General features: G+C 44.0%; 25 protein-coding genes and 1 other RNA gene. 22 read left to right on the forward strand and 4 right to left on the reverse strand.

The window, feature by feature from the left end; all coding sequences use genetic code 11:
• Positions 1-24: 24 nt before the first annotated feature.
• From P6709_RS07955 to eno, 7 genes are all read left to right on the forward strand, one after another.
• Positions 25-264 carry a glutaredoxin family protein gene (locus tag P6709_RS07955; protein WP_278240363.1) on the forward strand — a complete coding sequence of 80 codons (240 nt, stop codon included), beginning with the start codon at positions 25-27 and terminating at the stop codon, positions 262-264.
• A 178-nt stretch (positions 265-442) separates the two neighbouring features.
• A complete protein-coding gene (locus P6709_RS07960) occupies positions 443-1483 on the forward strand; it encodes a sugar-binding transcriptional regulator (protein ID WP_278240364.1) in 1041 nt (346 codons plus the stop codon).
• 39 nt (positions 1484-1522) lie between these two features.
• Positions 1523-2530 (forward strand): type I glyceraldehyde-3-phosphate dehydrogenase, encoded by a 1008-nt coding sequence (gap, locus tag P6709_RS07965; protein WP_278240365.1) that lies wholly within the window; start codon positions 1523-1525, stop codon positions 2528-2530.
• Positions 2531-2674: 144 nt separating this feature from the next.
• Positions 2675-3862 carry a phosphoglycerate kinase gene (locus tag P6709_RS07970; protein WP_278240366.1) on the forward strand — a complete coding sequence of 396 codons (1188 nt, stop codon included), beginning with the start codon at positions 2675-2677 and terminating at the stop codon, positions 3860-3862.
• Positions 3863-3900: 38 nt separating this feature from the next.
• Positions 3901-4662 carry a triose-phosphate isomerase gene (gene tpiA / locus P6709_RS07975; RefSeq protein ID WP_278240367.1) on the forward strand — a complete coding sequence of 254 codons (762 nt, stop codon included), beginning with the start codon at positions 3901-3903 and terminating at the stop codon, positions 4660-4662.
• Complete coding sequence (gene gpmI / locus P6709_RS07980; RefSeq protein ID WP_278240368.1) at positions 4655-6187, forward strand: 2,3-bisphosphoglycerate-independent phosphoglycerate mutase; 1533 nt, start codon at positions 4655-4657, stop codon at positions 6185-6187. Before tpiA ends, gpmI begins: the two co-directional genes overlap by 8 nt.
• Positions 6188-6209: 22 nt before the next feature.
• Positions 6210-7505: a phosphopyruvate hydratase gene (gene eno, locus P6709_RS07985; RefSeq protein ID WP_278240369.1), complete on the forward strand. Its 1296-nt coding sequence runs from the start codon at positions 6210-6212 to the stop codon at positions 7503-7505.
• 151 nt (positions 7506-7656) lie between these two features.
• On the opposite strand, the gene P6709_RS07990 is transcribed toward eno, so the two are convergent.
• Complete coding sequence (locus P6709_RS07990) at positions 7657-8448, reverse strand: ABC transporter permease (RefSeq protein ID WP_278240370.1); 792 nt, start codon at positions 8446-8448, stop codon at positions 7657-7659.
• The gene (locus P6709_RS07995; RefSeq protein ID WP_278240371.1) at positions 8441-9427 is read right to left on the reverse strand and encodes an ATP-binding cassette domain-containing protein; all 987 of its coding nucleotides are present in this window, start codon (positions 9425-9427) and stop codon (positions 8441-8443) included. The genes P6709_RS07990 and P6709_RS07995 overlap by 8 nt, the downstream gene beginning before the upstream one ends.
• Before the next feature lie 207 nt (positions 9428-9634).
• Here P6709_RS07995 and secG point away from each other — a divergent pair, with 207 nt between their 5' ends.
• From secG to P6709_RS08065, 14 genes are all read left to right on the forward strand, one after another.
• Complete coding sequence (gene secG / locus P6709_RS08000) at positions 9635-9871, forward strand: preprotein translocase subunit SecG (RefSeq protein ID WP_041060890.1); 237 nt, start codon at positions 9635-9637, stop codon at positions 9869-9871.
• 268 nt (positions 9872-10139) lie between these two features.
• Complete coding sequence (locus P6709_RS08005; RefSeq protein WP_278240372.1) at positions 10140-10892, forward strand: alpha/beta hydrolase; 753 nt, start codon at positions 10140-10142, stop codon at positions 10890-10892.
• Between the two features lie 37 nt (positions 10893-10929).
• Complete coding sequence (gene rnr / locus P6709_RS08010; protein ID WP_278240373.1) at positions 10930-13308, forward strand: ribonuclease R; 2379 nt, start codon at positions 10930-10932, stop codon at positions 13306-13308.
• A 60-nt stretch (positions 13309-13368) separates the two neighbouring features.
• Positions 13369-13833: an SsrA-binding protein SmpB gene (smpB, locus tag P6709_RS08015; protein WP_278240374.1), complete on the forward strand. Its 465-nt coding sequence runs from the start codon at positions 13369-13371 to the stop codon at positions 13831-13833.
• Between the two features lie 137 nt (positions 13834-13970).
• Positions 13971-14330: a transfer-messenger RNA gene (ssrA, locus tag P6709_RS08020) on the forward strand.
• Positions 14331-14562: 232 nt separating this feature from the next.
• Complete coding sequence (locus tag P6709_RS08025; RefSeq protein WP_278240375.1) at positions 14563-14700, forward strand: hypothetical protein; 138 nt, start codon at positions 14563-14565, stop codon at positions 14698-14700.
• Entirely contained in the window at positions 14694-16097 is a 1404-nt protein-coding gene (locus tag P6709_RS08030) for a hemolysin family protein (RefSeq protein WP_278240376.1), read from the forward strand. Before P6709_RS08025 ends, P6709_RS08030 begins: the two co-directional genes overlap by 7 nt.
• On the forward strand, positions 16090-17127 hold the full coding sequence (locus P6709_RS08035; RefSeq protein ID WP_278240377.1) for a CNNM domain-containing protein: 1038 nt from the start codon (positions 16090-16092) through the stop codon (positions 17125-17127). The genes P6709_RS08030 and P6709_RS08035 overlap by 8 nt, the downstream gene beginning before the upstream one ends.
• Before the next feature lie 331 nt (positions 17128-17458).
• Positions 17459-18112 (forward strand): peroxiredoxin-like family protein, encoded by a 654-nt coding sequence (locus tag P6709_RS08040; protein ID WP_278240378.1) that lies wholly within the window; start codon positions 17459-17461, stop codon positions 18110-18112.
• 103 nt (positions 18113-18215) lie between these two features.
• Positions 18216-19061, forward strand: coding sequence for an alpha/beta fold hydrolase (locus P6709_RS08045; RefSeq protein WP_278240379.1), 846 nt, complete (start codon positions 18216-18218; stop codon positions 19059-19061).
• A 193-nt stretch (positions 19062-19254) separates the two neighbouring features.
• The gene (locus P6709_RS08050; protein ID WP_278240380.1) at positions 19255-19881 is read left to right on the forward strand and encodes a class I SAM-dependent methyltransferase; all 627 of its coding nucleotides are present in this window, start codon (positions 19255-19257) and stop codon (positions 19879-19881) included.
• Between the two features lie 318 nt (positions 19882-20199).
• Complete coding sequence (gene rlmN / locus P6709_RS08055) at positions 20200-21270, forward strand: 23S rRNA (adenine(2503)-C(2))-methyltransferase RlmN (protein WP_278240381.1); 1071 nt, start codon at positions 20200-20202, stop codon at positions 21268-21270.
• 843 nt (positions 21271-22113) lie between these two features.
• Positions 22114-22404 carry an arylamine N-acetyltransferase gene (locus tag P6709_RS08060; RefSeq protein WP_278240382.1) on the forward strand — a complete coding sequence of 97 codons (291 nt, stop codon included), beginning with the start codon at positions 22114-22116 and terminating at the stop codon, positions 22402-22404.
• A complete protein-coding gene (locus P6709_RS08065) occupies positions 22371-22841 on the forward strand; it encodes an arylamine N-acetyltransferase family protein (protein WP_278240383.1) in 471 nt (156 codons plus the stop codon). Before P6709_RS08060 ends, P6709_RS08065 begins: the two co-directional genes overlap by 34 nt.
• 63 nt (positions 22842-22904) lie before the next feature.
• On the opposite strand, the gene hxlB is transcribed toward P6709_RS08065, so the two are convergent.
• Both hxlB and hxlA read right to left on the reverse strand, forming a co-directional pair.
• Positions 22905-23462 carry a 6-phospho-3-hexuloisomerase gene (hxlB, locus tag P6709_RS08070; RefSeq protein ID WP_278240384.1) on the reverse strand — a complete coding sequence of 186 codons (558 nt, stop codon included), beginning with the start codon at positions 23460-23462 and terminating at the stop codon, positions 22905-22907.
• 6 nt (positions 23463-23468) lie between these two features.
• Positions 23469-24101 carry a 3-hexulose-6-phosphate synthase gene (gene hxlA / locus P6709_RS08075; RefSeq protein ID WP_278240385.1) on the reverse strand — a complete coding sequence of 211 codons (633 nt, stop codon included), beginning with the start codon at positions 24099-24101 and terminating at the stop codon, positions 23469-23471.
• A gap of 159 nt (positions 24102-24260) precedes the next feature.
• Here hxlA and P6709_RS08080 point away from each other — a divergent pair, with 159 nt between their 5' ends.
• A complete protein-coding gene (locus P6709_RS08080; RefSeq protein WP_278240386.1) occupies positions 24261-24623 on the forward strand; it encodes a winged helix-turn-helix transcriptional regulator in 363 nt (120 codons plus the stop codon).
• Positions 24624-24627 lie beyond the last annotated feature (4 nt).

Raw genomic sequence — 24627 nt, forward strand, 5'->3', positions numbered from 1 at the left:
AATAAAATATAGGAGGAAGCGACAATGATTGTGGAATTTTATACACGCCCTGACTGCCCCCTGTGCGAGGAAGCGAAAATAATGCTGAAACTCGTGCAGGAGGATCAGTTCTTTATAATAGAGGAAAAGAATATTAATGAGCGGGACGAATGGACAGAAGAATATGGGCTGATGATCCCGGTTATAAAAACAGACGGGAAAGTCATTCAGTTCGGTCAAGTTGACTACCCTACGCTAAGTAAACGTTTGCAAAAAAACACTTGACATTATTGCTTGTAACCTAAATCATTCCCTGTTATGATTAAAAATGCAGCAGGGATCTTTTTTTATCCTTAATGGGACATAATATGTCTATGAGGGACTATTAATGTCCAGCTCGATATTTTAACGTCAGTTAGGGAATACATAAAAGATCACACCAACTTAAAAAAGGAGCTTTTTTATGCCAACATTTATTGACATCCAAAAGCGATTGGTGCCAAACCTGCTTGATGATTTACAGCAGAAGTATCATATTCTGCGATCCGTTCGTTTTCTGCAGCCCGTGGGAAGAAGAAGTCTGGCCCAGTCGCTTGGGATGACTGAACGCGTACTGCGGAGTGAGGTAGAGTTCCTGAAATCACAGGATCTGCTTCATATTCATGCGTCCGGTATGAGTTTGACAAAAGATGGTTTCGACATCTTATTGCCGCTTGAACGCATGATGAATGAAATTGTGGGTATAAACGTAATGGAGGATTCCTTAAAAGAAAAACTCGGTGTCCGCCGTGTCATGATTGTACCGGGAAACAGCGACGATTCGCCATGGGTGAAAGAAGAGCTGGGACGGGCTGCAATTCAAAGCATGAAGGCCTGCGTAACCGACCATACTACTATCGCGGTAACAGGAGGCACAACCATGTCGTCTGTTGCAGGGATGCTGACCCCGGACTTTGCTTCACCGGATATGCTTTTTGTTCCGGCTAGAGGAGGCATAGGGGAAGACGTTCAAAACCAGGCCAATGTCATTTGTGCCACAATGGCTCAAAAGTCAGGCGCCAAGCATCGCGTCTTGTATGTGCCGGATCAGGTAAGCCGGGAAATGTATGAATCCATTATGAAGGAGCCTTCCATCAAGGAAGTTATGGCTTTAATTACTTCTGCTTCTATTGTTCTTCACGGAATAGGCGATGCCGCTACCATGGCAAAGCGCCGCAACACCAGCGAAGACGACCTCAGAACCATTCTTGAAGGTCAGGCAGTAGGAGAAGCATTTGGCTACTATTTTGACGTGCACGGCAAAATCGTACACAAAGTCAAAACGATCGGCCTTCAATTAAAAGATTTAGCTTCCGTCCCCAATGTGTTTGCTGTTGCGGGAGGAGCATCCAAGGCCAATGCCATTCAATCGTATTTTAAAGGCACGCCTCAGTCTTCTTCGACTCTGATTACAGACGAAGGAGCAGCAAAAGAGCTTTTGAAAGGGTCATCCCTTTTAAAATAGATTTAACCATCCCCAAAATTATGAAGGAGGAACTTATTCATGACTGTAAAAATTGGTATTAACGGATTTGGACGTATTGGACGTAACGTATATCGTGCAGCACTAAATAACCCGGAGGTAGAAGTAGTAGCAGTAAACGATTTAACTGATGCTAATATGCTTGCTCACCTTCTTAAGTACGATACAGTTCACGGAACATTAAATGCTGAAGTGACTGTAGACGGAGACGACCTTGTCGTTGACGGTCATAAAATCAAAGTCCTTGCAGAAAAAGATCCTGCTCAGCTTCCATGGGGAGACCTTGGAGTTCAAGTAGTAATCGAGTCTACTGGACGTTTCACGAAGCGTGCAGACGCTGCGAAGCACCTTGAAGGCGGAGCGAAGAAAGTTATTATTTCTGCGCCAGCTTCTGATGAAGATATCACACTTGTAATGGGTGTTAACGAAGACAAATACGATGCAGGAAGCCACCACGTAATCTCAAATGCTTCTTGTACAACAAACTGTCTTGCGCCATTTGCAAAAGTTCTTAACGACAAATTTGGTCTTAAGCGCGGTATGATGACAACGATTCACTCATACACAAATGACCAGCAGATTCTTGACCTGCCTCACAAAGACTACCGTCGTGCCCGTGCAGCTGCTGAGAACATCATTCCAACATCAACTGGTGCTGCGAAAGCTGTTTCTCTAGTGCTTCCAGAGCTTGAAGGCAAATTAAATGGTATGGCAATGCGTGTACCGACTCCAAACGTATCACTTGTTGACCTTGTAGCTGAATTTGATCAGGAAGTAACAGCTGATCAAGTAAACGAAGCGCTTAAAGAAGCTGCTGAAGGAAACCTTAAAGGAATTCTTCAATACAGCGACGAGCCGCTTGTATCAACAGATTACAATGGCAATACTTCTTCTTCAATTGTTGATGGTCTTTCAACAATGGTTCTTGAAGGAAACATGGTAAAAGTACTTTCTTGGTATGACAATGAAACTGGCTACTCTAACCGTTGTGTTGACCTAGCTGCTTTCATGGCTGAAAAAGGACTATAAAATCCAACCTTTTTACTATAGAAGAATGATTGGTTTTTAACCACTTCATCCTCTATAATTAGAGGGGATAACGGGGAGTGGGGATGGTTCCCCCTCCCTTTTTTCAAAGCAACCCCTCAACCCACCATAAGGAGGCCTTTTGCAATGAACAAAAAGAGCATGAGAGAAATTGAACTGAAGGGAAAACGCGTTTTTTGCCGCGTGGACTTTAACGTTCCGATGAAAGACGGAAATGTGTCAGATGACACTCGTATTCGTGCCGCTTTGCCGACCATTAAGCATCTTGTTGAGGCAGGAGCGAAAGTAATTCTGGCAAGTCATTTAGGCCGTCCAAAAGGAGAAGCGGTTGAAGAATTGCGTCTTACTCCTGTAGCGGAGCATCTTGGCGAATTACTTGGCAAAGATGTGAAAAAAGTGGATGAAGCTTACGGTGAAAAAGCACAACAGGCTGTAGCAGATTTGCAGGAAGGTGACGTGCTTGTTCTTGAAAATGTCCGTTTTTACCCGGGCGAAGAAAAGAACGATCAGGATCTGGCAAAAGAATTCGCTGCATTAGCGGATGTCTATGTAAATGACGCTTTCGGCGCTGCTCACCGTGCACATGCTTCAACGGCTGGAATTGCACAATACCTGCCGGCTGTCTCCGGTTTGCTGATGGAAAAAGAACTTGATGTGCTTGGAAAAGCGTTATCCAACCCGGAACGCCCGTTTACAGCAGTCATTGGCGGAGCGAAAGTAAAAGATAAAATTGGTGTAATTGATAATCTGCTCGACAACGTCGACAACCTGATTATCGGCGGCGGTCTTGCTTACACCTTCTTGAAAGCACAAGGCTATGAAGTGGGTAAATCCCTTCTGGAAGAAGACAAAATCGACCTTGCCAATCAATTTATTAAAAAAGCAGAAGACAAAGGCGTTAAGTTCTACATGCCAAAAGACGTTATTGTTGCGGATGATTTCTCTGAAAATGCCAATACGAAAGAAGTGGATATCGACTCCATTCCTTCAGATTGGGAAGCGCTGGATATCGGACCGAAAACACGCGAAATTTACAGTGATGTAATTAAGCAGTCTAAGCTCGTAATCTGGAACGGACCGATGGGCGTTTTTGAACTGGAACCATTTGCAAACGGAACAAAAGCGGTAGGACAAGCCTTGGCAGATGCAGAGGATACATACTCTGTCATCGGAGGAGGAGACTCTGCTGCAGCTGTGGAAAAATTCGGCTTAGCAGATCAAATGAGTCACATCTCAACAGGTGGCGGTGCCTCTCTTGAGTTTATGGAAGGCAAAGAGCTTCCAGGCGTTGTCGCGCTAAACGACAAAGAGTAGGCAAGTATTTAAAATTCAAGTGAGAAAGGACGTTTATTATGCGTACACCCATTATTGCAGGAAACTGGAAGATGAACAAAACGGCTTCAGAAGCCAGAGCCTTTACAGAAGAGGTCGCATCAAAAGTCCCTTCTAAAGATAAAGTGGAATCAGTGATTTGTTCACCTTCTTTATTTCTTGAAAGTCTGGTGAATTTAACTGCAGATGCTCCTGTGGCAGTTGGAGCTCAAAACATGTACTTCGAAGAAAGCGGAGCATTTACAGGCGAAACAAGTCCTGCAGCTCTTAAAGATCTTGGCGTTGAGTACGTGATTCTCGGACACTCTGAGCGTCGTGAGCTTTTCAATGAAACAGACGAGTCAGTCAACAAAAAAACACATGCGGCGTTTTCTCACGGACTTGTTCCGATTGTGTGTGTAGGCGAAACGCTTGAGCAGCGTGAAAACGATGAAACCAAAACGTTCGTTGGCGGACAAGTAAGAGCAGCCCTCAGCGGTTTAACCGAAGATCAGGTTAAACAAACGGTCATCGCGTACGAGCCAATCTGGGCGATCGGTACAGGCAAATCTTCTACTGCACAAGATGCAAATGAAGTATGTGCACATGTACGTTCTGTTGTGGCAGAACAGTTTTCCCAGGAAGCAGCAGATGCACTGCGCGTTCAATACGGCGGCAGCGTGAAACCAGGCAACATTAAAGAATATATGGACCAAAGTGATATTGACGGCGCCCTTGTTGGTGGTGCAAGCTTAGAAGCAGAGTCATTCCTTCAATTGCTGGAGGCTGGTGCGAATGTCTAAAGCACCAGTTGCCTTAATCATCCTCGACGGATTCGCTCTTCGGGATGAAAAAGAAGGAAATGCAGTGGCTCAGGCAAATAAACCGAATTTTGATCGATATTGGGCTGAATACCCCCACAATATGCTGACTGCCAGTGGTGAAGCAGTCGGCCTTCCGGATGGACAAATGGGCAACTCTGAAGTTGGTCACTTGAACATTGGGGCAGGACGTACCGTTTATCAAAATTTAACCAGAATCAATATTTCAATTCGCGATGAAGATTTTTACAATATCCCGGAATTTCTTCTTGCGGTTGAAAATGCAAAGCGTCATAACAAAGCGCTTCATCTGATGGGTCTGCTGTCAGATGGCGGTGTTCACAGTCATTACAACCATCTTTTTGCCCTGTTAAAGCTGGCAAAAGAACATGGTTTAACAAAAGTGTATGTACACGGCTTCTTAGATGGACGTGATGTCGGCCCCTCAACCGCATTAACGTACATTGAGGATACAGAAGCCCAGATGGAAGACCTTGGAGTCGGGGAGTTTGCGTCAATCTCAGGGCGCTACTTTGCCATGGACCGGGATAACCGCTGGGAACGTGTTGAAAAAGCATACCGTGTGATGGTAGATGGTGTTGGTCCGGCCCACGCCACTGCCCGCGAAGGTGTAGAAGCTTCCTATGAAAAGGAAGTGCATGATGAATTCGTAGAGCCATTTATTATTGAAAAAGATGGTGAAGCAGTCGGACGAATACAGGATAATGACTCTGTTATATTCTTTAATTTCCGTCCAGACCGTGCGATTCAGCTGTCAGCTGCCTTATCGGATCCCGCTTTTGACAGTTTTGATCTTGGCCAATACAAGCCAATCGATCTGCAATTTGTCACGTTTACGCATTATAGTGAAAGAGTACAGGCAGATGTTGCCTTTAAAAGCGAAGACTTAAAGAATACCCTTGGTGAGGTTCTTTCTGCAAATGGGCTGACTCAGCTGCGCATTGCAGAAACCGAAAAATATCCACATGTTACGTTCTTTATGAGCGGCGGACGTGAGGAGAAATTCCCGGGGGAAGAACGAATCTTGATTGACTCGCCAAAAGTGGCAACCTACGATTTAAAACCCGAGATGAGTGCATACGAAGTGACGGACGCGTTGCTTGGAGAAATTAAAGAAGACCGCTTTGATGCGATTCTCTTGAATTTTGCCAATCCGGATATGGTAGGACACAGCGGCAAGCTTGAACCAACGATTAAAGCAATTGAAGCAGTAGATGAATGCCTTGGCAAAATTGTCGATCTCATTCATGAAAAAGGCGGTCACGCAATTATCACTGCTGACCACGGCAACTCAGATGAAGTACGGACGCTTGAAGGCAACCCAATGACGGCTCACACGACAAATCCCGTGCCTGTGATCGTAACAAAAGAGGGTGCCGAGCTCCGAGAAGGCGGTATTCTGGGCGATTTAGCGCCAACCCTTCTTGATCTATTAAAAGTAGAACTGCCTGAAGAAATGACAGGAACATCCCTAATTAAAAAATAATTTATTAAAAGGAGCGTTTTTCATGCCATTAATTACAGATGTTTATGCACGCGAGATTCTGGATTCACGCGGCAACCCAACAATTGAAGTAGAAGTTTACACTGAAAGCGGCGCATTTGGCCGTGCACTTGTTCCATCCGGTGCATCAACTGGCGAGCACGAAGCAGTTGAGCTTCGCGACGGAGACAAAAGCCGTTACCTGGGCAAAGGTGTTCTTCAAGCAGTAGATAACGTGAACAACATCATTGCACCAGAACTAATCGACAGCTATCTTGTTCTTGACCAGGTGTCAATTGACAGAGCAATGATCGAGCTTGACGGTACAGAAAACAAAGGCAAGCTTGGCGCTAACGCTATTCTTGGCGTATCAATGGCTGTAGCACATGCTGCTGCTGACTATCTTGACATGCCTCTTTATCAGTACCTTGGCGGTTTCAACGCGAAGCAGCTTCCAGTACCAATGATGAACATCGTTAATGGCGGCGAGCACGCTGACAACAACGTTGACATTCAGGAATTCATGGTTATGCCTGTAGGAGCTGAAACATTCCGTGAAGGACTTCGCATGGGTGCAGAAATTTTCCACGCACTTAAATCAGTTCTTCAAGGCAAAGGCCTGAACACAGCTGTTGGAGACGAAGGCGGATTTGCTCCGAACCTTGGATCGAACGAAGAAGCACTTTCTACCATTATTGAAGCGATTGAAAAAGCCGGCTACAAGCCAGGAGAAGAAGTTCTTCTTGCAATGGACGTAGCAGCTTCTGAAATCTACAATAAAGAAGATGGAAACTACCACCTTTCTGGTGAAGGCGTTGTGAAATCATCCGCTGAAATGGTTGACTGGTACGCAGAACTTGCTGACAAGTACCCGATCGTATCCATTGAAGACGGTCTTGATGAAAACGACTGGGAAGGCTTCAAACTGCTTACAGACCGCCTTGGCGATCGCGTACAGCTAGTTGGAGACGATCTGTTCGTAACAAACACAACGAAGCTTTCTCAAGGAATTGAGCAGGGAATCGGAAACTCAATCTTAATCAAAGTAAACCAAATTGGTACACTGACTGAAACATTTGACGCGATCGAAATGGCTAAACGTGCAGGCTATACAGCAGTCATCTCTCACCGTTCTGGTGAAACAGAAGATGCAACAATCGCTGATATCGCTGTTGCAACAAACGCCGGTCAAATCAAAACAGGTGCACCATCACGTACAGACCGTGTAGCAAAATACAATCAGCTTCTTCGCATCGAAGACCAGCTGGCTAAAACGGCTCAATACCTTGGAGCAAAAACATTCTACAACTTAAATAAATAAGCATTTACAAGAAGCGCCGCGTCCTTTAGGGATGCGGTGTTTTTTTGTTATAGTGGTATTGTGAAGCGGTGAAGGACAAAAGGGGTCTGGCCCCTGCAGTGGACTGCAGGGGCCGGACCCCTTTTACACTTTAAAGAAGGAATGTAATCACTTAATCCGTACTCACTGCACGTTTTGCAGATAGAGTAGAGAAGGTAATCATAATGACACAGAGAACAGCTATGACGATAAAGCCGAGAATAATCGGCCATGGCTCAGAAAACCCGTCAATCAGGACGGTCCGCATCGCTTCAAAAAGATACGTAACAGGATTAATGGTCGCTGCCACCTTCAGCCATTGCGCTTCGATCAATTCATAAGGAACAAACGTGGTGCTCAGAAAAATAAGCGGGAAGAAAATAAAGGTTCCGGCTTGAGCCGACTGTGCGTTCTTTGCCCGAAGAGCAACCCCAACTGAATAACCTGCAAAAGCAAGTCCCCAGCCGAGTGTCAGAAGCAGCACGACCAGTACGCCAAGAGCGCCGCCTGCAACTTCAAGTCCCAGAAAGAACCCGACTGCAATAATAAGTCCAGCCTGAACAACCAGCTGCATCATACCTGCAATAATGGGCCCTAGTACGATCGCAAGACGCGAGGCAGGGGTGATTAAAAGACGCGAGAAAAAACCATTGTCCAGGTCCTTTACCAGCGCCTGCCCTGCTCCTCCGGCACCGCCAATCGCAGCCGATACAATCGAAACCGGCAAAATAAAGGCAAGGTAATTTGCTCCTTCAAAAGCGGGAAGGTCTGCAATGCCGCTCAGCCCAGCCTCATAAACAAAAAGAAAGAACATGCTGATCGCTAGATTGGGAACAAAAATAAGAGGATTTCGCAAAGTGGTAACTAGACTTCTTTTTGTCATAACCAGAGTATCTGAAACCAGCGAGCCTTTTTGATCAGCCATTAGTTGAAGCCTCCTTCTTTTGCTCATTTGTCACCTGAATAAATACATCATCAAGAGAAGGCGGTTGAACATTTAAGCGGTCCGGCTGAAGCTGATGCTCATCAAGCCGTCGAATAACGTCTGCCACAATGGCAGTTCCATTCTCCGCATAAATGGTGACTTCATTTTTTAGCCGCTCAGCCTGAAGATCCATCGTTCCTATCAGTTCCTGCGCACGAGTGGATTGCTCCTCTGAATCAAACTCCAGTACAATCGCATCGAAGCCGAGTGTCCGTTTAAGTTCTTCAGGGGTGCCTGTTGCGACGATTTCTCCTTTGTTGATAATGGATATACGGTCAGCAAGCTGATCCGCTTCCTCTAAATATTGGGTTGTCAGGAAAATGGTCGTTCCTTCTTCTTTGTTTAAACGCTTAATTTCTTTCCAGATTGATTTTCGGTTAGAAGGGTCAAGCCCTGTAGTCGGTTCATCCAGGAATAATATTTTTGGCTGATGCACCAGCGTCATCGCCAGGTCGAGCCTTCTTCTCATCCCGCCGGAATATTTACCGCTTAACCGGTTCGCATCTTCTGTAAGTCCGACAAGCTCCAACAGCTCTTCTGCCCGGCTCCTTGCCGCTTTTTTAGAAAATCCGAATAATCGCGCCTGAAATTCAAGCAGCTCAATGCCTTTTAAATCCGGATCAATTCCTGTTTCCTGAAGAGCCACACCAATTTCCAATCGGACCTTTTCCGGCTCTTTATTCACATCAATCCCGGCCACTTCCATTCTGCCGGATGTCGGTTTTAAAAGTGTTGTTAACAGTTGAACTGTCGTAGATTTCCCCGCTCCATTCGGTCCTAAAAAAGCGAAGAATTCACCTTCTTTCACCTCAAGAGAGATGCCCTTTACCGCGTGCACATTTCCTTTGAACGTTTTCACTGCATTTTCGACTAGTATACTGCCGCCCATCTGCTTCACCTCTTCCGACAATTGTGTCAATCTCTTGCTGCCTATAGTGTATGATGATTCTGAATATTTTACAAACCCCAATGCATCCTGAAAAATTTAAGCAGTTCACTAGAATATTTTCAAAACCATTGCATAATTTACCTGCAGCTGCTCACGCTTCAAAAAGAAAGATTGTCTCCACCTTCAGCCTGTGATAAAATTGATTCATTGTGATGTTCGGTGCAGGAGGTGGGACTCATGGAAACTTTATTAACGGTGTTGCTTGTTATTACATGTATTTCGTTGATTGTAGTAGTATTATTGCAATCCGGTAAAAGTGCTGGTCTATCAGGTGCGATCTCAGGCGGTGCTGAGCAGCTCTTTGGCAAACAAAAAGCACGCGGAATCGACTTAGTATTGAACCGTATTACGATTGTACTTGCGGTATTATTTTTCGTACTAACTATTTCTGTAGCATTTGTCGTTGGACGATAACGAATAGATGACCTGATCAAACATCCTTTGGTCAGGCTTTTTTTAATTCATTTGGAAACGATCACTATTTTCAATAAAACAGGAAATAGTATAAAGAGCCGCATGAGTGTCTTTAAGACACTGCAGAACAAAAGGGTCCAGGCCCCTTTTGTTCTGCAGTGCAATAAAGCCTTGGCTGGAAACCACCGCAAATCACATGATTCGCATTCATATTTCATGTTGATTAAAATAGAAGAGAGAGAACTTGACTATACAGGAGTGAATAAAGATGAAATTGAATTTGCCTAAACCTTTTACGTTTGAGGGAGGAAAGCGAGCTGTACTGTTATTGCACGGATTCACGGGGAATTCCTCCGATGTGCGTATGCTTGGACGCTTTTTAGAGAAAAATGGATATACATCGCATGCGCCTCATTATAAAGGACATGGTGTGCCGCCGGAGGAACTGGTCAAAACCGGACCTAAGGATTGGTGGAAAGATGTAATGAAGGGGTATGATTATTTAAAGAGCCAGGGCTATGAGGAAATTGCAGTAGCCGGACTATCTTTGGGGGGCGTATTTTCGCTGAAAGTAGGTTACACTGTACCTGTGAAGGGTATTGTGACCATGTGTGCTCCGATGTACATTAAGAGTGAAGAAGTCATGTATAAAGGTGTTTTGGAGTATGCAAGAGAATTTAAGAAGTATGAGGGCAAAGAAGAAGAACAAATTGAACAAGAAATGACTGAATTTGCGAAAACACCAATGGAAACCATTAAGGATCTGCAGGGACTTATAAAGGACGTGCGAAATTCGGTTGATTTAATTTACACACCAACTTTTGTCGTTCAGGGTCGTCATGATCATATGATCAACACGGATTCTGCCAATATTATTCATGAAGGTGTAGAAACAGACCAGAAAAAGCTGAAGTGGTATGAAGAATCCGGGCATGTTATTACGCTGGGAAAAGAAAAAGAACAGCTGCATGAAGATGTGCTGGAGTTTTTGGAATCGCTTGACTGGTCTGTTGAAAAATAAAAAGAAGTAAGACTGCTGCAGAGGAGGGATTAGGTCAATGGAGGATAAGTTAATGAAAATGAAAGACAGCCTGTTAGCGTTTATGCGGGATGAAGTGTACAAGCCGCTGACAGTACAGGAGCTGGAAGAACAATTTAATATAAAGGATTCTGAGGATTTTAAATACCTGGTAAAGGCACTTGTCGTGCTTGAAGAAAAGGGGCATATTGTCCGCACAAGAAGCAACCGCTACGGACTTCCTGAAAAAATGAATCTGGTGCGCGGAAAGCTTTCAGGCCATGCCAAAGGATTTGCCTTTTTGATTCCGGAAGAGGCGGGTCTTGATGATGTGTTTATTCCGCCGAACGAAACAGCTAACGCCATGCATGGAGATACGGTGCTTGTCCGGGTGTCAAAAGAATCTCCATCCGGTGACAGAAGAGAGGGCACGGTAGTCCGCATTATTGAACGCGGTGTGACTCAAATCGTCGGAACCTATACAGAAAGCTCAAACTTCGGATTTGTAATTCCGGACGATAAGAAAATGACAAGTGATGTCTTTATTCCCAAAAAAGCAAGCAAGGGAGCCGTTGAAGGCCATAAGGTGATTGTTGAAATTACAGCTTATCCCGATGGACGAAAAAGTGCAGAGGGTGAAGTAAAGGAGATCCTCGGTCATAAAAACGATCCAGGTGTGGACATTTTATCGATCATTCACAAGCATGGTATAGAAGTTGAATTCCCGCCTGAGGTTTTAAAACAGGCCAATGAAGTTCCGGATGAAATTGATCCTTCTGATCTTGAAGGAAGACGTGATCTTCGCGAAGAGGTTTCAGTAACAATTGACGGTGCGGACGCAAAGGATCTGGATGATGCGATTTCGCTGAAGCAGCTGGAGAATGGCAACTATCTTTTAGGTGTCCATATTGCGGATGTCAGCCACTATGCGACAGAAGGATCTCCATTGGATGAAGAAGCCTATGACCGCGGAACAAGCGTATACTTAGTTGACCGGGTTATCCCCATGATTCCCCACCGTTTATCCAACGGCATCTGTTCACTCAATCCAAAGGTGGACCGCTTAACTCTTTCATGTGAAATGGAAATTGATCAAAATGGCGGCGTCATCAACCATGATATTTTCCAAAGTGTAATCCGGACCAATGAGCGGATGACATATGCTGATGTAAACTCCATTTTAGTGGATGAAGACGAAGAGCTGATGAAACGGTATGAGCCGCTTGTGCCAATGTTTAAGGACATGGAAAAGCTGGCAGCTATTTTGCGCGGCAAGCGATTTGGCCGTGGAGCCATTGACTTTGATTTTAAAGAAGCAAAAGTGTTTGTAAATGAAGAAGGGCATCCGACAGACATCGGCATCCGTGAGCGTTCGGTAGGAGAAAAACTGATTGAAGAGTTTATGCTTGCTGCCAATGAAACGGTAGCAGAACATTTCCACTGGATGAACCTGCCGTTTATTTACCGTATTCACGAGGATCCAAAAGAAGAAAAGCTTCAGCGGTTCTTTGAATTTATTACGAATTTCGGTCTTGTTGTTAAAGGATCAGGTAATGAAATCCATCCGCGTGCCCTGCAGGAGATCATTGATGATGTAGCGGGACGTCCGGAGGAAATGGTTGTTTCCACTATGATGCTTCGTTCCATGCAACAGGCGAAATACGATGAAAACAGCCTCGGCCATTTTGGTCTTGCGACTGAGTTCTACACACATTTCACCTCTCCGATCAGAAGATATCCGGATTTGATCGTGCACCGTTTAATCAGAACGTATCTGATTAACAAAAAGACAGACGAGCGCACCCAGCAGAAATGGAACGCGCTGCTTCCTGAAATTGCTGCTCATACTTCAGGCCGCGAACGCCGTGCAGTGGATGCGGAACGTGAAACAGATGAACTGAAGAAAGCCGAATTTATGCTCGATAAAATCGGGGAAGAATTTGATGGCGTCATCTCTTCTGTTACAAACTTCGGTCTGTTCGTCGAGCTGCCTAATACCATCGAGGGGCTTGTGCATGTAAGCTATATGACAGATGACTACTACCGCTTTGACGATCGGCATATGGCTATGATTGGTGAACGGACAGCCAATGTATTCCGAATTGGCGACGAGATCACTGTAAGGGTAGTCAATGTGAATAAAGAAGAGCGGGCAATCGACTTTGAAATCGTCGGCATGAAAGGCACACCGAGACGAGAGCGCAGAGATACAGCACGCGTGATACAAAGCGGCGGCGGACGTGGCGGACGTTCCCGTGACAAGAATAAAGAGGGCAAGGGCCAAGGCCGTTCAGGCGGCGAGCGTCCATCTGTTGCTTCCTCTGAAAAGAAGAAAAAGAAAAAGCAAAAGTTTTATGAAGGAATTCCAAGCAGTGCAAAGAAAAAGAATCAAAAAAGCCGTAAGAAAAAACGGAAATAACGTACGGGAGCGGCAGTGAACAATCACTGCCGCCTTGCCCGCTACAAGGAGGGGTCACTTATGCCAAAGGGTTCTGGAAAAGTGGTGGCACAAAATAAAAAAGCCAACCATGATTATTTTATCGAAGAAACATATGAAGCGGGAATCGTCCTGAGAGGAACAGAAATCAAGTCAATTCGAAATGGCCGTGTGCAATTAAAAGATTCATTTGCCCGTATATCAAACGGAGAAGTGTTTTTAAACAATGCACATATTTCCCCTTATGAACAGGGAAATCAATTTAATCACGATCCGCTGCGTGAGCGTAAGCTGCTTCTTCACAGACAGCAGATTAATAAATTAATAGGGGCAACCAAGCAGCAGGGCTATTCCATTGTTCCGTTAAAAATGTACTTAAAAGACGGCTTCGCAAAAGTACTAATTGGTCTTGCCAAAGGTAAAAAGAATTATGATAAACGTGAAACCCTGAAGAAGAAAGAAGCCAAGCGTGAAATGGCACGGGCCTTTAAAGACAGCCAGCGATAGGCGCGGGGGTTGAAAAAAATTTAGATTATGGTATACTATTTGTAGTCGCTTACTAGCGATGAGCTGCTCAAATTCCCGAATACATTTGGGAATCCCGTACAGGAAATTGGATAGCATCCTTTTTCTTCCTTGATCAAGGGGACGTTACGGATTCGACAGGAATGGTTCGAGCTTGAGTCGCGAGCCGGAGGGATCGTCTTCGTCATCAACGTCAACACAAATAGTTAACAACAAACAAGATTTAGCTCTAGCTGCCTAATACGCACTTGAGGCCTCACCTGTCTATCGCCCATGTAGACCTGAATGAGGCTCACTTATCAGTGGGATACGCTGTTCGGCCACCATCTGAGGTCGACTGAAGAGACCAATCAGATTAGCCACTTGGACGCCTGTCAATCGGCATAAGAGCTGGCGAATTGCAAGTAGATTGAATACGCTCGTAGACGCTTAAGTGTTGAAGTTTCTGGACGTGGGTTCGACTCCCACCGTCTCCACCAACTACATAACTTGGTGGAATTATTCACATATATAAATGCATGACGCAACAGGGATATTAGAGGAGATGGACTCTTCTGTAATATCCCTGTTTTTTATTTGGTATGCGAACGCTGGTTTAACTTTATTACATTAAGGGGATAGGTCTCAGTGCATAATAAGCTAAATGATTGCTTTTATACGAGCCCTTCTGTATTCTGAAAAAATTACGAACATAACGGAGGAAATAAAATAATGAATAAGAAATTTGTGTTGTCCACTAACAGCGAATCTGGTGATTCTGACTCAAGCAGTGACAGTTCGTCTGTTCAGGAGCCTGATTATTGTCTCCAATCCATTTATGCTTATAAGGTGGTAAACTGCTTATGTTAACAGCTGTGCTTACTTTGCTGCTCGGCATTCTCGTGATTCTCGCGATAATCGCCGCAAATGGATATTTTGTCGCTCAAGAATTTGCGTACATGTCTGTTGACCGCTCACGATTGCGTTCACTGGCAGATCAAGGGGATACACAAGCTAAACGTGCTTTAAATGTCACAAACCAGACATCATTCATGCTTTCTGGAGCTCAACTCGGCATCACTGTAACAGGCCTGCTTATTGGGTATGTTGCCGAGCCTTTGGTAGGGGAGAGTTTAAGTGTGCTGCTTGACGGCGCAGGGGTGCCTGCCGCAGTTAGTATCACAGTCGGTACTGTACTGGCTTTGAGTGTTTCAACCATTGTACAGATGATTTTTGGTGAATTATATCCCAAGAACCTTGCGATTGCGAATCCTGAGCCATTAGCTCGAAAGCTCGCTTCCTCAACAAATATTTATCTTAAGATTTTCGGATGGCTGATTAAATTTTTTGATCAGTCAGCTAATAAATTTTTGAGGCTTTTGCGAATCGAGCCAGTGCATGATCTAGATAGCAGTGCCAACGCTCGTGATCTTGAATCCATCGTCGCTGACTCCCGTGAAAGCGGTGATTTGCCAAAAGGCTTATCTATTTTACTGGATCGAATTTTAGACTATCCGCAGCGTAACGTTGAACATGCCATGACACCTCGTTCCCGCGCGCGCAGCGTTAATCCGGACATGACAATAGGAGAGGTGCGGTCTTTAATGGCAAAGGAACATACCCGTTATCCTGTTGTTAATACAGAAGATGAACCCATCGGTGTGGTGCATCTTGTGGATGTACTGTCGTCATCTGCCGCTGATGATGACTCTGTAACTGCAATTATGAGACCTCCATTAGTCGTGGCTACTTTAATGGCGCTGCCAGATGTACAAAAACGAATGAGTGAGACAAAAGACGATCTTGCTTGTGTTATTGATGAGTATGGCGGCTTTACTGGAATATTGACATTGGAGGACTTGGCTGAAGAAGTGGTTGGAGAAATTTCAGATGAGCACGACAGCGGCGAAATGCCAGCTTTAGTCAAATCTAAAGGAGAAGGCTCGTGGCAAATGAGCGGAGATGTTCACGTGGATGAAGCCGAACGCGAAATTGGATACGAGCTGCCGCGTGGTGATTATGAAACAATAGCGGGAATGCTTATTGCTCATTATGGAAACCTCCCAGCTGTTAATGAAAAAATAACGGTAGAGCTTCCGGAGGACCCCGCTGATCTTGTAAACGATGAGCCAGTCCGCCGGTCCTTAGAAGCACAGATTATCGAGGTGGATAAAAGGGTTCCAACCCTGGTTAACTTGACAATCGATAAAACAGAAACGCACATTGATTCAGAATCGGAACAGGTAAGGAGGGGGAGTAATGAGTAACCCCTTAATAGTGATTTTAGTAACAACAGGAATAATTTCATTAAGTGCCTTCTTTGTTATCATCGAATTTGCACTTCTTGGAGCCCGGCGTCATCGACTTGAAGAGGCAGCGCGAACGAACCGCGGCGCAAGGGCTGCATTGCAATCAGTGAATGAACTTACCGTCATGCTGGCAGGTGCACAATTAGGCATTACAGTATGTACGTTCGCTCTTGGTGCGGTAACGAAACCGGCAGTGGATGATTGGTTTTCTCCGCTATTTGCTGGGGCAGGTCTTCCATACTGGCTGGCAGATGGGACATCTTTCTTTTTGTCCCTGCTGATTGTAACGTTTCTGCATCTCGTCATAGGTGAAATGGCGCCAAAATCATGGGCAATTGCGCATCCTGAGGCTTCGGCTATAATGATTGGCCTGCCTGCACGGATATTTATCCGACCATTCCGCCCCTTGTTATTATGGGTAAACAATATAGCTAATAGCCTTGTGAAGGCATCTGGTGTAGAACCTGTTAATACTGCAGCGGTTGGCGGCCAGGATGCCGAAACCATCCGGCACCTTGTGGAATATTCGGCGAATGTCGGGGCGCTGGACCCGTCCATCCGAAGACCAATTTCAGGTGCTCTGGATTTGGAAACCTTGCGGGTCGGGGACCTGCTTTCGAAAAATACAACTGCGACTGCGGTTAATTCAGAAGCCACCGCACAGGATGTCCAGGAAGCCACACAACGCACCGGGCACAAAAGGATTCTTATTATGGCGGAGGATCAAGCACCTCCAAGAGTCCTGCATGTACGCGATACGATGCTGGAGCCGGCAGACAAGCCGGTGTGGGAACTTGCACGCCCCTCATTCGTTTTGAAGCCGGGTACACTCTTGCATGAAGCTCTTTCCAGCATGCGGCGCTCCAGTGAGCAGCTTGCCGTCGTTATGGACGGTTCTGAGTTCGTCGGTGTCATCACGATGAATGATATTTTTAACAATGTACTGCCCCGGATGAACGAGCAAGAGAATTCTGAATCAAAAAGTTAAGAAAATCTAACTTATCGGGATTTTCAGCTGTTGAGAATACAAGTTCAAGGTGGTTAATATTCACCGTCTTCAACAATTGCACAGATTGATGAAATACTCATAAATAGGAACCTAAAGGGATTGGGACAGAACTCAAAACGTTTAAATAATGAGTAAGTATTTATAAATAGTAAGAAGTGAACCAGTCAAAGAGCTTGGGACATTTTTGTCCTAAGCTCTTTATTTTTTTTGCAACCGGATTTTAAACGCGCTGCATTTCGTCAGGCAGATTAAAAGCATGAGCCCTTTCTTTCATGCTATAGTGGTCTCATCGTAAAAAGGAGGCATTCAAATGACAACACTTTTAGAAGAAATTCAAGCTTATAAAGAACAATTTAAACAAAAGGCGCCGAAAGAAAAACAGGAAATTATGGCGAACGCTACCCGTGAGCTAAAAGAATCAGGTGTTGCACAAGGTCTGCAAAAAGGAGATCAGGCACCAGCCTTCACTTTGCCAAATGCGGCTGGCGAACATGTTTCACTGGAGGATGTGCTGAAACATGGCCCTGTTATTTTAACCTTTTATCGAGGCGGCTGGTGCCCGTACTGCAATCTTGAATTAAAAGCCTACCAAAGAGAGCTTTCAGCGATAAAAGAAGCTGGAGCATCACTAATCGCGATCAGCCCGGAAAAACCGGATGCTTCTTTATCAACTAAGGAAAAAAACGAATTGCAATTTACTGTACTAAGTGATGATGCCAACGGCGTAGCTGAGCAGTTTGATCTTGTATTTAAAATGCCGGAGGATTTAATTGCCGTTTATAAAGAGTCCGGACTGGATGTGCCGGGTCATAATGGAAACGACGATTGGGAGCTGCCTAAGCCTGCAACGTTTGTGATCGATTCCTCAGGTGAAATTATATTTGCTGAGGTTGAGTCTGACTACACACAGCGAGTGGAGCCTTCTAAGGTCGTGCAAGTTGTAAAAGAATTGAAAAGTAAATAATTTCTAAACGAAACTGCAGAGTGTATTCTGCAGTTTTTTTAGTTTGACTTTCAGATAGAAGAGAAAACAGTATAGTAACCATTTCCAGTAAGGAGGAACTACTATGGAATTCAGCTTCATACAAACAAACGGCATCAAGCTGCATGTTGGAATAGCTGGAAAGCAAGATGGTCCGCTGGCGATTTTGCTGCACGGATTTCCTGAGTTCTGGTACAGCTGGCGGGAGCAGATCGACAGCCTTGTGGCCCAGGGTTATCGTGTCGTCGTTCCTGACCAGCGCGGCTACAATAAAAGTGATAAGCCATCCGGTGTAAACGCATATGGACTGAACCTTTTGCGGGATGATGTGATAGGGCTGATCCAAAGCTTCGACCGGGATAAAGCAGTCATCATCGGTCACGACTGGGGAGGGGTTGTGGCGTGGCATCTTGCAGCGACGCGGGCTGAATGGGTAGAAAAGTTAGTCATACTCAATAGTCCGCATCCTGCCGTCATGAAAAATACGATTAAAAGAAAGCCAATGCAGCTTTTTAAAAGTCTGTATGTCTTCTTTTTTCAATTTCCAGCATTGCCTGAATGGCTGCTGCAAAAAAATCAGTTTAAACAGATGAAAAGGGCACTTCTCTCGACAAGCCGGAGAAATACATTCACAAATTCAGACCTGGAGTTATATGAGGAAGCCTGGTCGAAGCAGGGATCTCTTACTGGAATGATTAACTGGTATCGGGCGCTGAAAACGAAACAGAAACAGGAAGACCCTGCTGTCATCACGGTCCCTGTCCAAATCATTTGGGGGATTCGCGATTCCTTCCTTTCTCTAGCCATTGCAGAAGAAAACGAAAAGCAATGCACAAATGGGAGGACGGTTCTTGTGGATGCGACTCATTGGGTGCATCTTGAACAGCCTGAATTGGTAAATGACCATATCCGCACCTTTCTTAAGGAGTAATCTAAATTTTGCACTAAATCATCAGAAAATTATGGTAAAATCAATGTATTCAAGAAAGGCGGAGATCACATGAAAAACACTAAACGAATACATGACAATGACATAAGAGGAAAAGAAAAAAAGAAATAGAGCGGAAGAGCATAATCGGCTTCTACCGGAATGCGAACGTTCTATTCAGGAGGAGCATGTAAAGATGTTAGATCAAAAAGGTTTTAATCTTTGGGCAAATGAGTACGATAAGACCGTTCAGGTGAGCGAAGAAAACAATGTGTACCCATTTGCAGGCTACAAAAAAAGTTTAAATATGATCTTTAATGAAGTGATGAAAAATCCACAATCAACTGTTCTTGATATTGGGTTCGGTACTGGAGTGTTAACAGGGAAGCTTTATGAGCATGGCCACTCGATTGATGGGATTGACTTTTCATCCGAGATGATCCGGCTTGCTCAAATGAAAATGCCGGAAGCCAACTTAATGGAGTGGGATTTTTCCAAAGGACTCCCTAAGTCAGTAAAAGAAAAACAGTACGATTGGATTATCAGCACCTATGCTCTGCATCATTTAACGGACCAGGATAAAGTCGACTTTATTCAAGGTTTGCTTCCCATGCTTTCGAAAACAGGGAAAATCATTATTGGAGATATTGCATTTGATAACCGGGAGCAATTAGAGCACTGTAAAAAAGAAAACCTTGCTCACTGGGACCATGACGAATTTTATTTCGCGGCGGATGAAATAAGGGAAGCACTGAACTCCTACGGTCAATGTGAATATCAGGCAGTCTCCCATTGCGGCGGGATTTTTGTTATAACAACGTAGGAAAAAGGCTCGTACAGAACAGTGAAAGCAGTTTAAATTCAGTTCTTATTAGTAAATACGAGGTGAACGGAGCGGAAAGCGTCGACTTGAAGCGCAGAGAACCGGTTTATAGAGGTTGAGACATATATTTGTCCCAGCCTCTTTTTGTGTAGTAATGAAAGAAGAGAACTTAGCACTTTAATTCCATCTTAATTTGTGGTAAAATAACGGGTGATGCAAATTAAGAACGTAACGTTAAACAACGAACGAAAACTGGACAAGTCACTGAAATAAAAGGATTTACCTTTAAAGGTGAATTTTTGAAAAGAGGGTTTTAACATGACTAAAACATCCATTTATGGATTAACATTAGAGCAATTAACATTGTGGCTGGTGGAACAGGGACAAAAAAAGTTCCGTGCAGCACAAATTTGGGATTGGCTGTATAAAAAACGTGTAACAGACTTTTCTCAAATGAAGAACGTAAATTCAGACTGTGTGGCATTGCTTGAAGAGCATTTCTATATTCAGTCCTTGAAGGAAGAAGTCGTTCAAAAGTCAGAAGACGGTACGATTAAGTTTTTATTCAAGCTTGAAGATGGCAACTTGATAGAGACTGTACTGATGCGATTTAATTACGGACTTTCTGTTTGTGTAACAACTCAGGTTGGCTGTAATATCGGCTGTACGTTCTGTGCCAGCGGACTTCTGAAGAAGAACCGTGATTTATCTGGCGGAGAAATTGTAGAGCAGATCATGAATGTTCAGCACCATTTGGACAGCATGGGCAAAGACGAGCGTGTAAGCCACATCGTTGTAATGGGTATCGGAGAACCATTCGACAACTATCCAAATATGATGGACTTTTTCCGCGTCGTAAATGATCAAAAAGGCCTTTCAATTGGCGCGCGTCACATTACGGTATCAACAAGCGGTCTTGCGGATAAGATTTATGATTTTGCAGATGAGGATATTCAGATCAATCTGGCTGTTTCTCTTCATGCTCCAAACAATGAACTGCGTACGCAGATTATGAAAATTAACCGTGCGTACCCGCTTGAAAAGCTGATGCCGGCCATTGATTACTATTTAGAAAAAACAAACCGCAGAATTACATTTGAATACATTCTGCTAAAAGATGTCAATGACCACAAGGAAGAAGCGGTGCAGCTTGCCAATCTTCTCAGCAATAAGCGTCACCTTTCCTATGTCAACCTGATTCCGTACAACCCGGTTGACGAACACAATCAATATGAACGAAGCACGAAAAAAGCAATCGTTGAATTTTACGAAACGCTCCTGAATCGCGGCATTAACTGCGGCGTCCGTGTTGAACAGGGCTCTGACATCGACGCAGCATGCGGTCAGCTCCGAAGCAAGCAAATTAAAAAAGACAAAGTTACAAATTAATTAGCTTCATCCTTACGAAGAATGTTTTCATGAATTCACTCATGAAAACATTCTTTCTTTTTTAATGCTTAGGATGATGATTTATTTAATGAGGCTCAAGGAAAAGCAAGAACCGGTTCTCTCCTAAAAATTATGATAAGTTATAATGAGATTAAATTATCCAACCAAAGTTTAAAAGAATAGGTTCATTGAAGTGAAGGACGGTGACTCCTGTGAAAGCAAGCGGGAAGGGTGAGACCGTGAAATGCGCCAGCATGGAAGGGGCTCACCTCCCGCCCCACGGAAAGCATCCGTCCGAAGCGGAAATGAACCGGTTCCTTTTTTAAAAAGAAATAGAAGTAAGAACGAAGATTATATTACCTAGCCATCTATTCATTTAATCTGTTGACTTAAAGTTTAAAAGAATAGGTTCATTGAAGTGAAGGACGGTGACTCCTGTGGGAGCAAGCGGGAAGGGTGAGACCGTGAAATGCGTCAGCATGGAAGGGGCTCACCTCCCGCCCCACGGAAAGCATCCGTCCGAAGCGGAAATGAACCGGTTCCTGTTTTCTAAAAAAGTAGAAGTAAGAACGAAGATTATATTATCTAACCATCAGTTCATTTAATATGATGACTTAAAGTTTAAAAGAATAGGTTCATTGTAGTGAAGGACGGTGACTCCTGTGGGAGTAAGCGGGAAGGGGAAGACCGTGAAATGCATCAGCATGGAAGGGGCTCACCTCCCGCCCCACGGAAAGCATCCGTCCGGAACGGAAATGAACCGTTCCTGCTATACATATTCACTTTTAAAGGAGGAAGCCCATAAAAATCAACGAATTGTTCCGCCAGCGAATAGGATTTTCGATGGATCAAACCCTGGATTTTGCTCATTTACAATCATTACTTAAAAAAACAGCGTATAGCATTCCCTTCGAAAACAAGGCGATTATGAATAAAGATAGGGATGATCTGACTGATGAGTTTATGATTCATAAGCTGCTGACTCTAAAACAGGGAGGACTATGCTATGAATTAAACACTGTCCTTTTCTTATTTTTAGCCGAAAATGGTTTTCAGGTCAGCATGATGAAAGGGCTGGTTTTTAATGCTGACACCATGACATGGAGTGCCTTTGCAAGACTCATGCCGCAATAAAACTGACCTATGAGAATCGGGATTACTTAGTTGACACAGGATTTGGCGGGAATCTGCCGCTTGCTCCCGTTCCGTTCAGCGGTGAGAGCGTTGAGACTTCTAATGGGAAATTCCGAATTCGATCGAGAGAAGATGATTTTATTTTGGAAATGATCGTAAGGCATAAAGATGATGATTGGAGAACAGGGTATGCATTTTCTCCTGATCCAGTGGAAATTTCATCATGGAATGAATTAAGAGATCAGCTGATTGACGAAGAGCGATCGCCATTTAATAAACAGCTCCTGATTACCCAGCTGACTAAAGAAGGTAATAAAACGTTGACGGGTAAGACGTTTACACAGTGGGCGAATGGAGAAAGTAAAAAAGAAGAAATTAGAGAAGAAAATTTTAATCATTTGGCAAAGATTCATTTTGGAATTGTTTTCAGTGATTAAAGAATAGCAAAAGAAAAAGCTGTCAGCAGTCCGTCATTGCACGGACTTACTGAACAGCTTTTTTTATTCGAGATTTGCATGTTTTCCATACATTTTATCATTATCAAGTTCATTTTTCTCCATGAATCGTAAGATCAATGCATCATAGAACACCAATAAGGTTTGTTCAAAAAGAGAGCCCATCGGCTGGATCGTATGAAAGTCGCTTTGAGACTGATCCTTTGGCGCACCTGGAAGCTTGACAGTAAAAGTCGAGAGCTTTCCTATGGTCGAATCCGGGTTAATCGTGACAGCTGCAATTGTTCCGCGAATACTCTTGGCTTTTTCAGCAATTGAAACCAGCCCTTTTGTTTCGCCGGACCCTGAACCAATAATAAGCAGATCATCTTGTTCAAAAGTCGGGGTGACGGTTTCTCCGATAACATAGGCGTCAATTCCCATATGCATCATTCTCATGACAAAGGATTTTGCCATGAAGCCAGACCTGCCGCCTCCTGCTACAAAAACCTTTTTAGCTTTTAGAATGCTGTTTACTAACCTCTCAGCCTCTTGATCGGAAAGTAACGCAGCAGACTTTTCTAATTCCGCAACGATTTTAGCTGCGTATTGTACAGTCTGCATGGCAGATTATGCTTGTTTGATAAGCTTTTGCATCGCTGAGGCTGCTGCTTTTTTATCATCTTGTCCGGTAATTCCTCCGCCAACAATCACTAGATCCGGCTGTACTTTAATCACTTCCGGAAGTGTTTCTAGTTTAATGCCGCCTGCAATTGCAGTTTTCGCATTTTTAACTACATCTTTAATCGTCTGCAGATCTTCAAACGAATTTTTGCCTTCTGCCTGAAGGTCATAGCCTGTATGAACACAAATGTAGTCTACGCCTAAAGCATCTACTTCTTTTGCACGTGCGGCAAGATCTTTAACCGCCATCATATCAACGAGAATTTTTTTACCTTGTTTTTTTGCTTCATCCACAGCACCTTTAATGGATGCATCTTCAGCTGCTCCAAGAATGGTCACAATGTCTGCGCCAGCTTTAGCGGCCTGGCCTACTTCATAGCCTGCAGCGTCCATAATTTTAAGATCTGCCAGGACTTTTAAGTTCGGGTAGGCTTCTTTCATTTGCTTAACTGCTGTAAGTCCTTCATTTATCACAACAGGAGTACCGATTTCAACTACATCGATATGCTCTTCAACTTCCTTAACCAATTCAATTGCTTCTGGAATGTTTACTAAATCAAGTGCTAATTGTAATTCCATCTCTGCGTCACTCCTCGTGTGTTTTGTGAAATCATTCATTTAAAAATGAACATAGATGAAAGTATACATGTTATAATCAATTTATGTAAGTACGCACTTTTTTCTTACATAGTGTTAAAAAGTATACTATGAGAGATAACAGGCTTTGGAGGCGATAAAATGACTAGAATGCAGGATAAAATATTTCATTGTGAAAAGGAATTAACGCTGTCTGTTATTGGCGGCAAGTGGAAGATGCTGATTTTATGGCATTTAGGCAAAGAGGGAACTAAGCGGTTTGGTGAAATAAAATCATTAATGCCCGGCATTACCCAGCGGATGCTTGTAAATCAGCTTCGGGAACTTGAAGAAGATCAGATTGTTCATCGCGAAGTTTACCCCGTAGTGCCCCCGAAGGTTGAATATTCCTTAACTGCAAATGGCGAGAGCCTGATGCCAATATTGGATGCCATGTATACATGGGGCAAAGACTATATGGTCAATGTGGTGGAGAAGGAAAAAGAGCAGCCGAAATCAGTTTAAATTA

This window comes from Jeotgalibacillus sp. ET6, from assembly GCF_029667115.1.
Taxonomy (GTDB): Bacteria; Bacillota; Bacilli; order Bacillales; family Jeotgalibacillaceae; genus Jeotgalibacillus.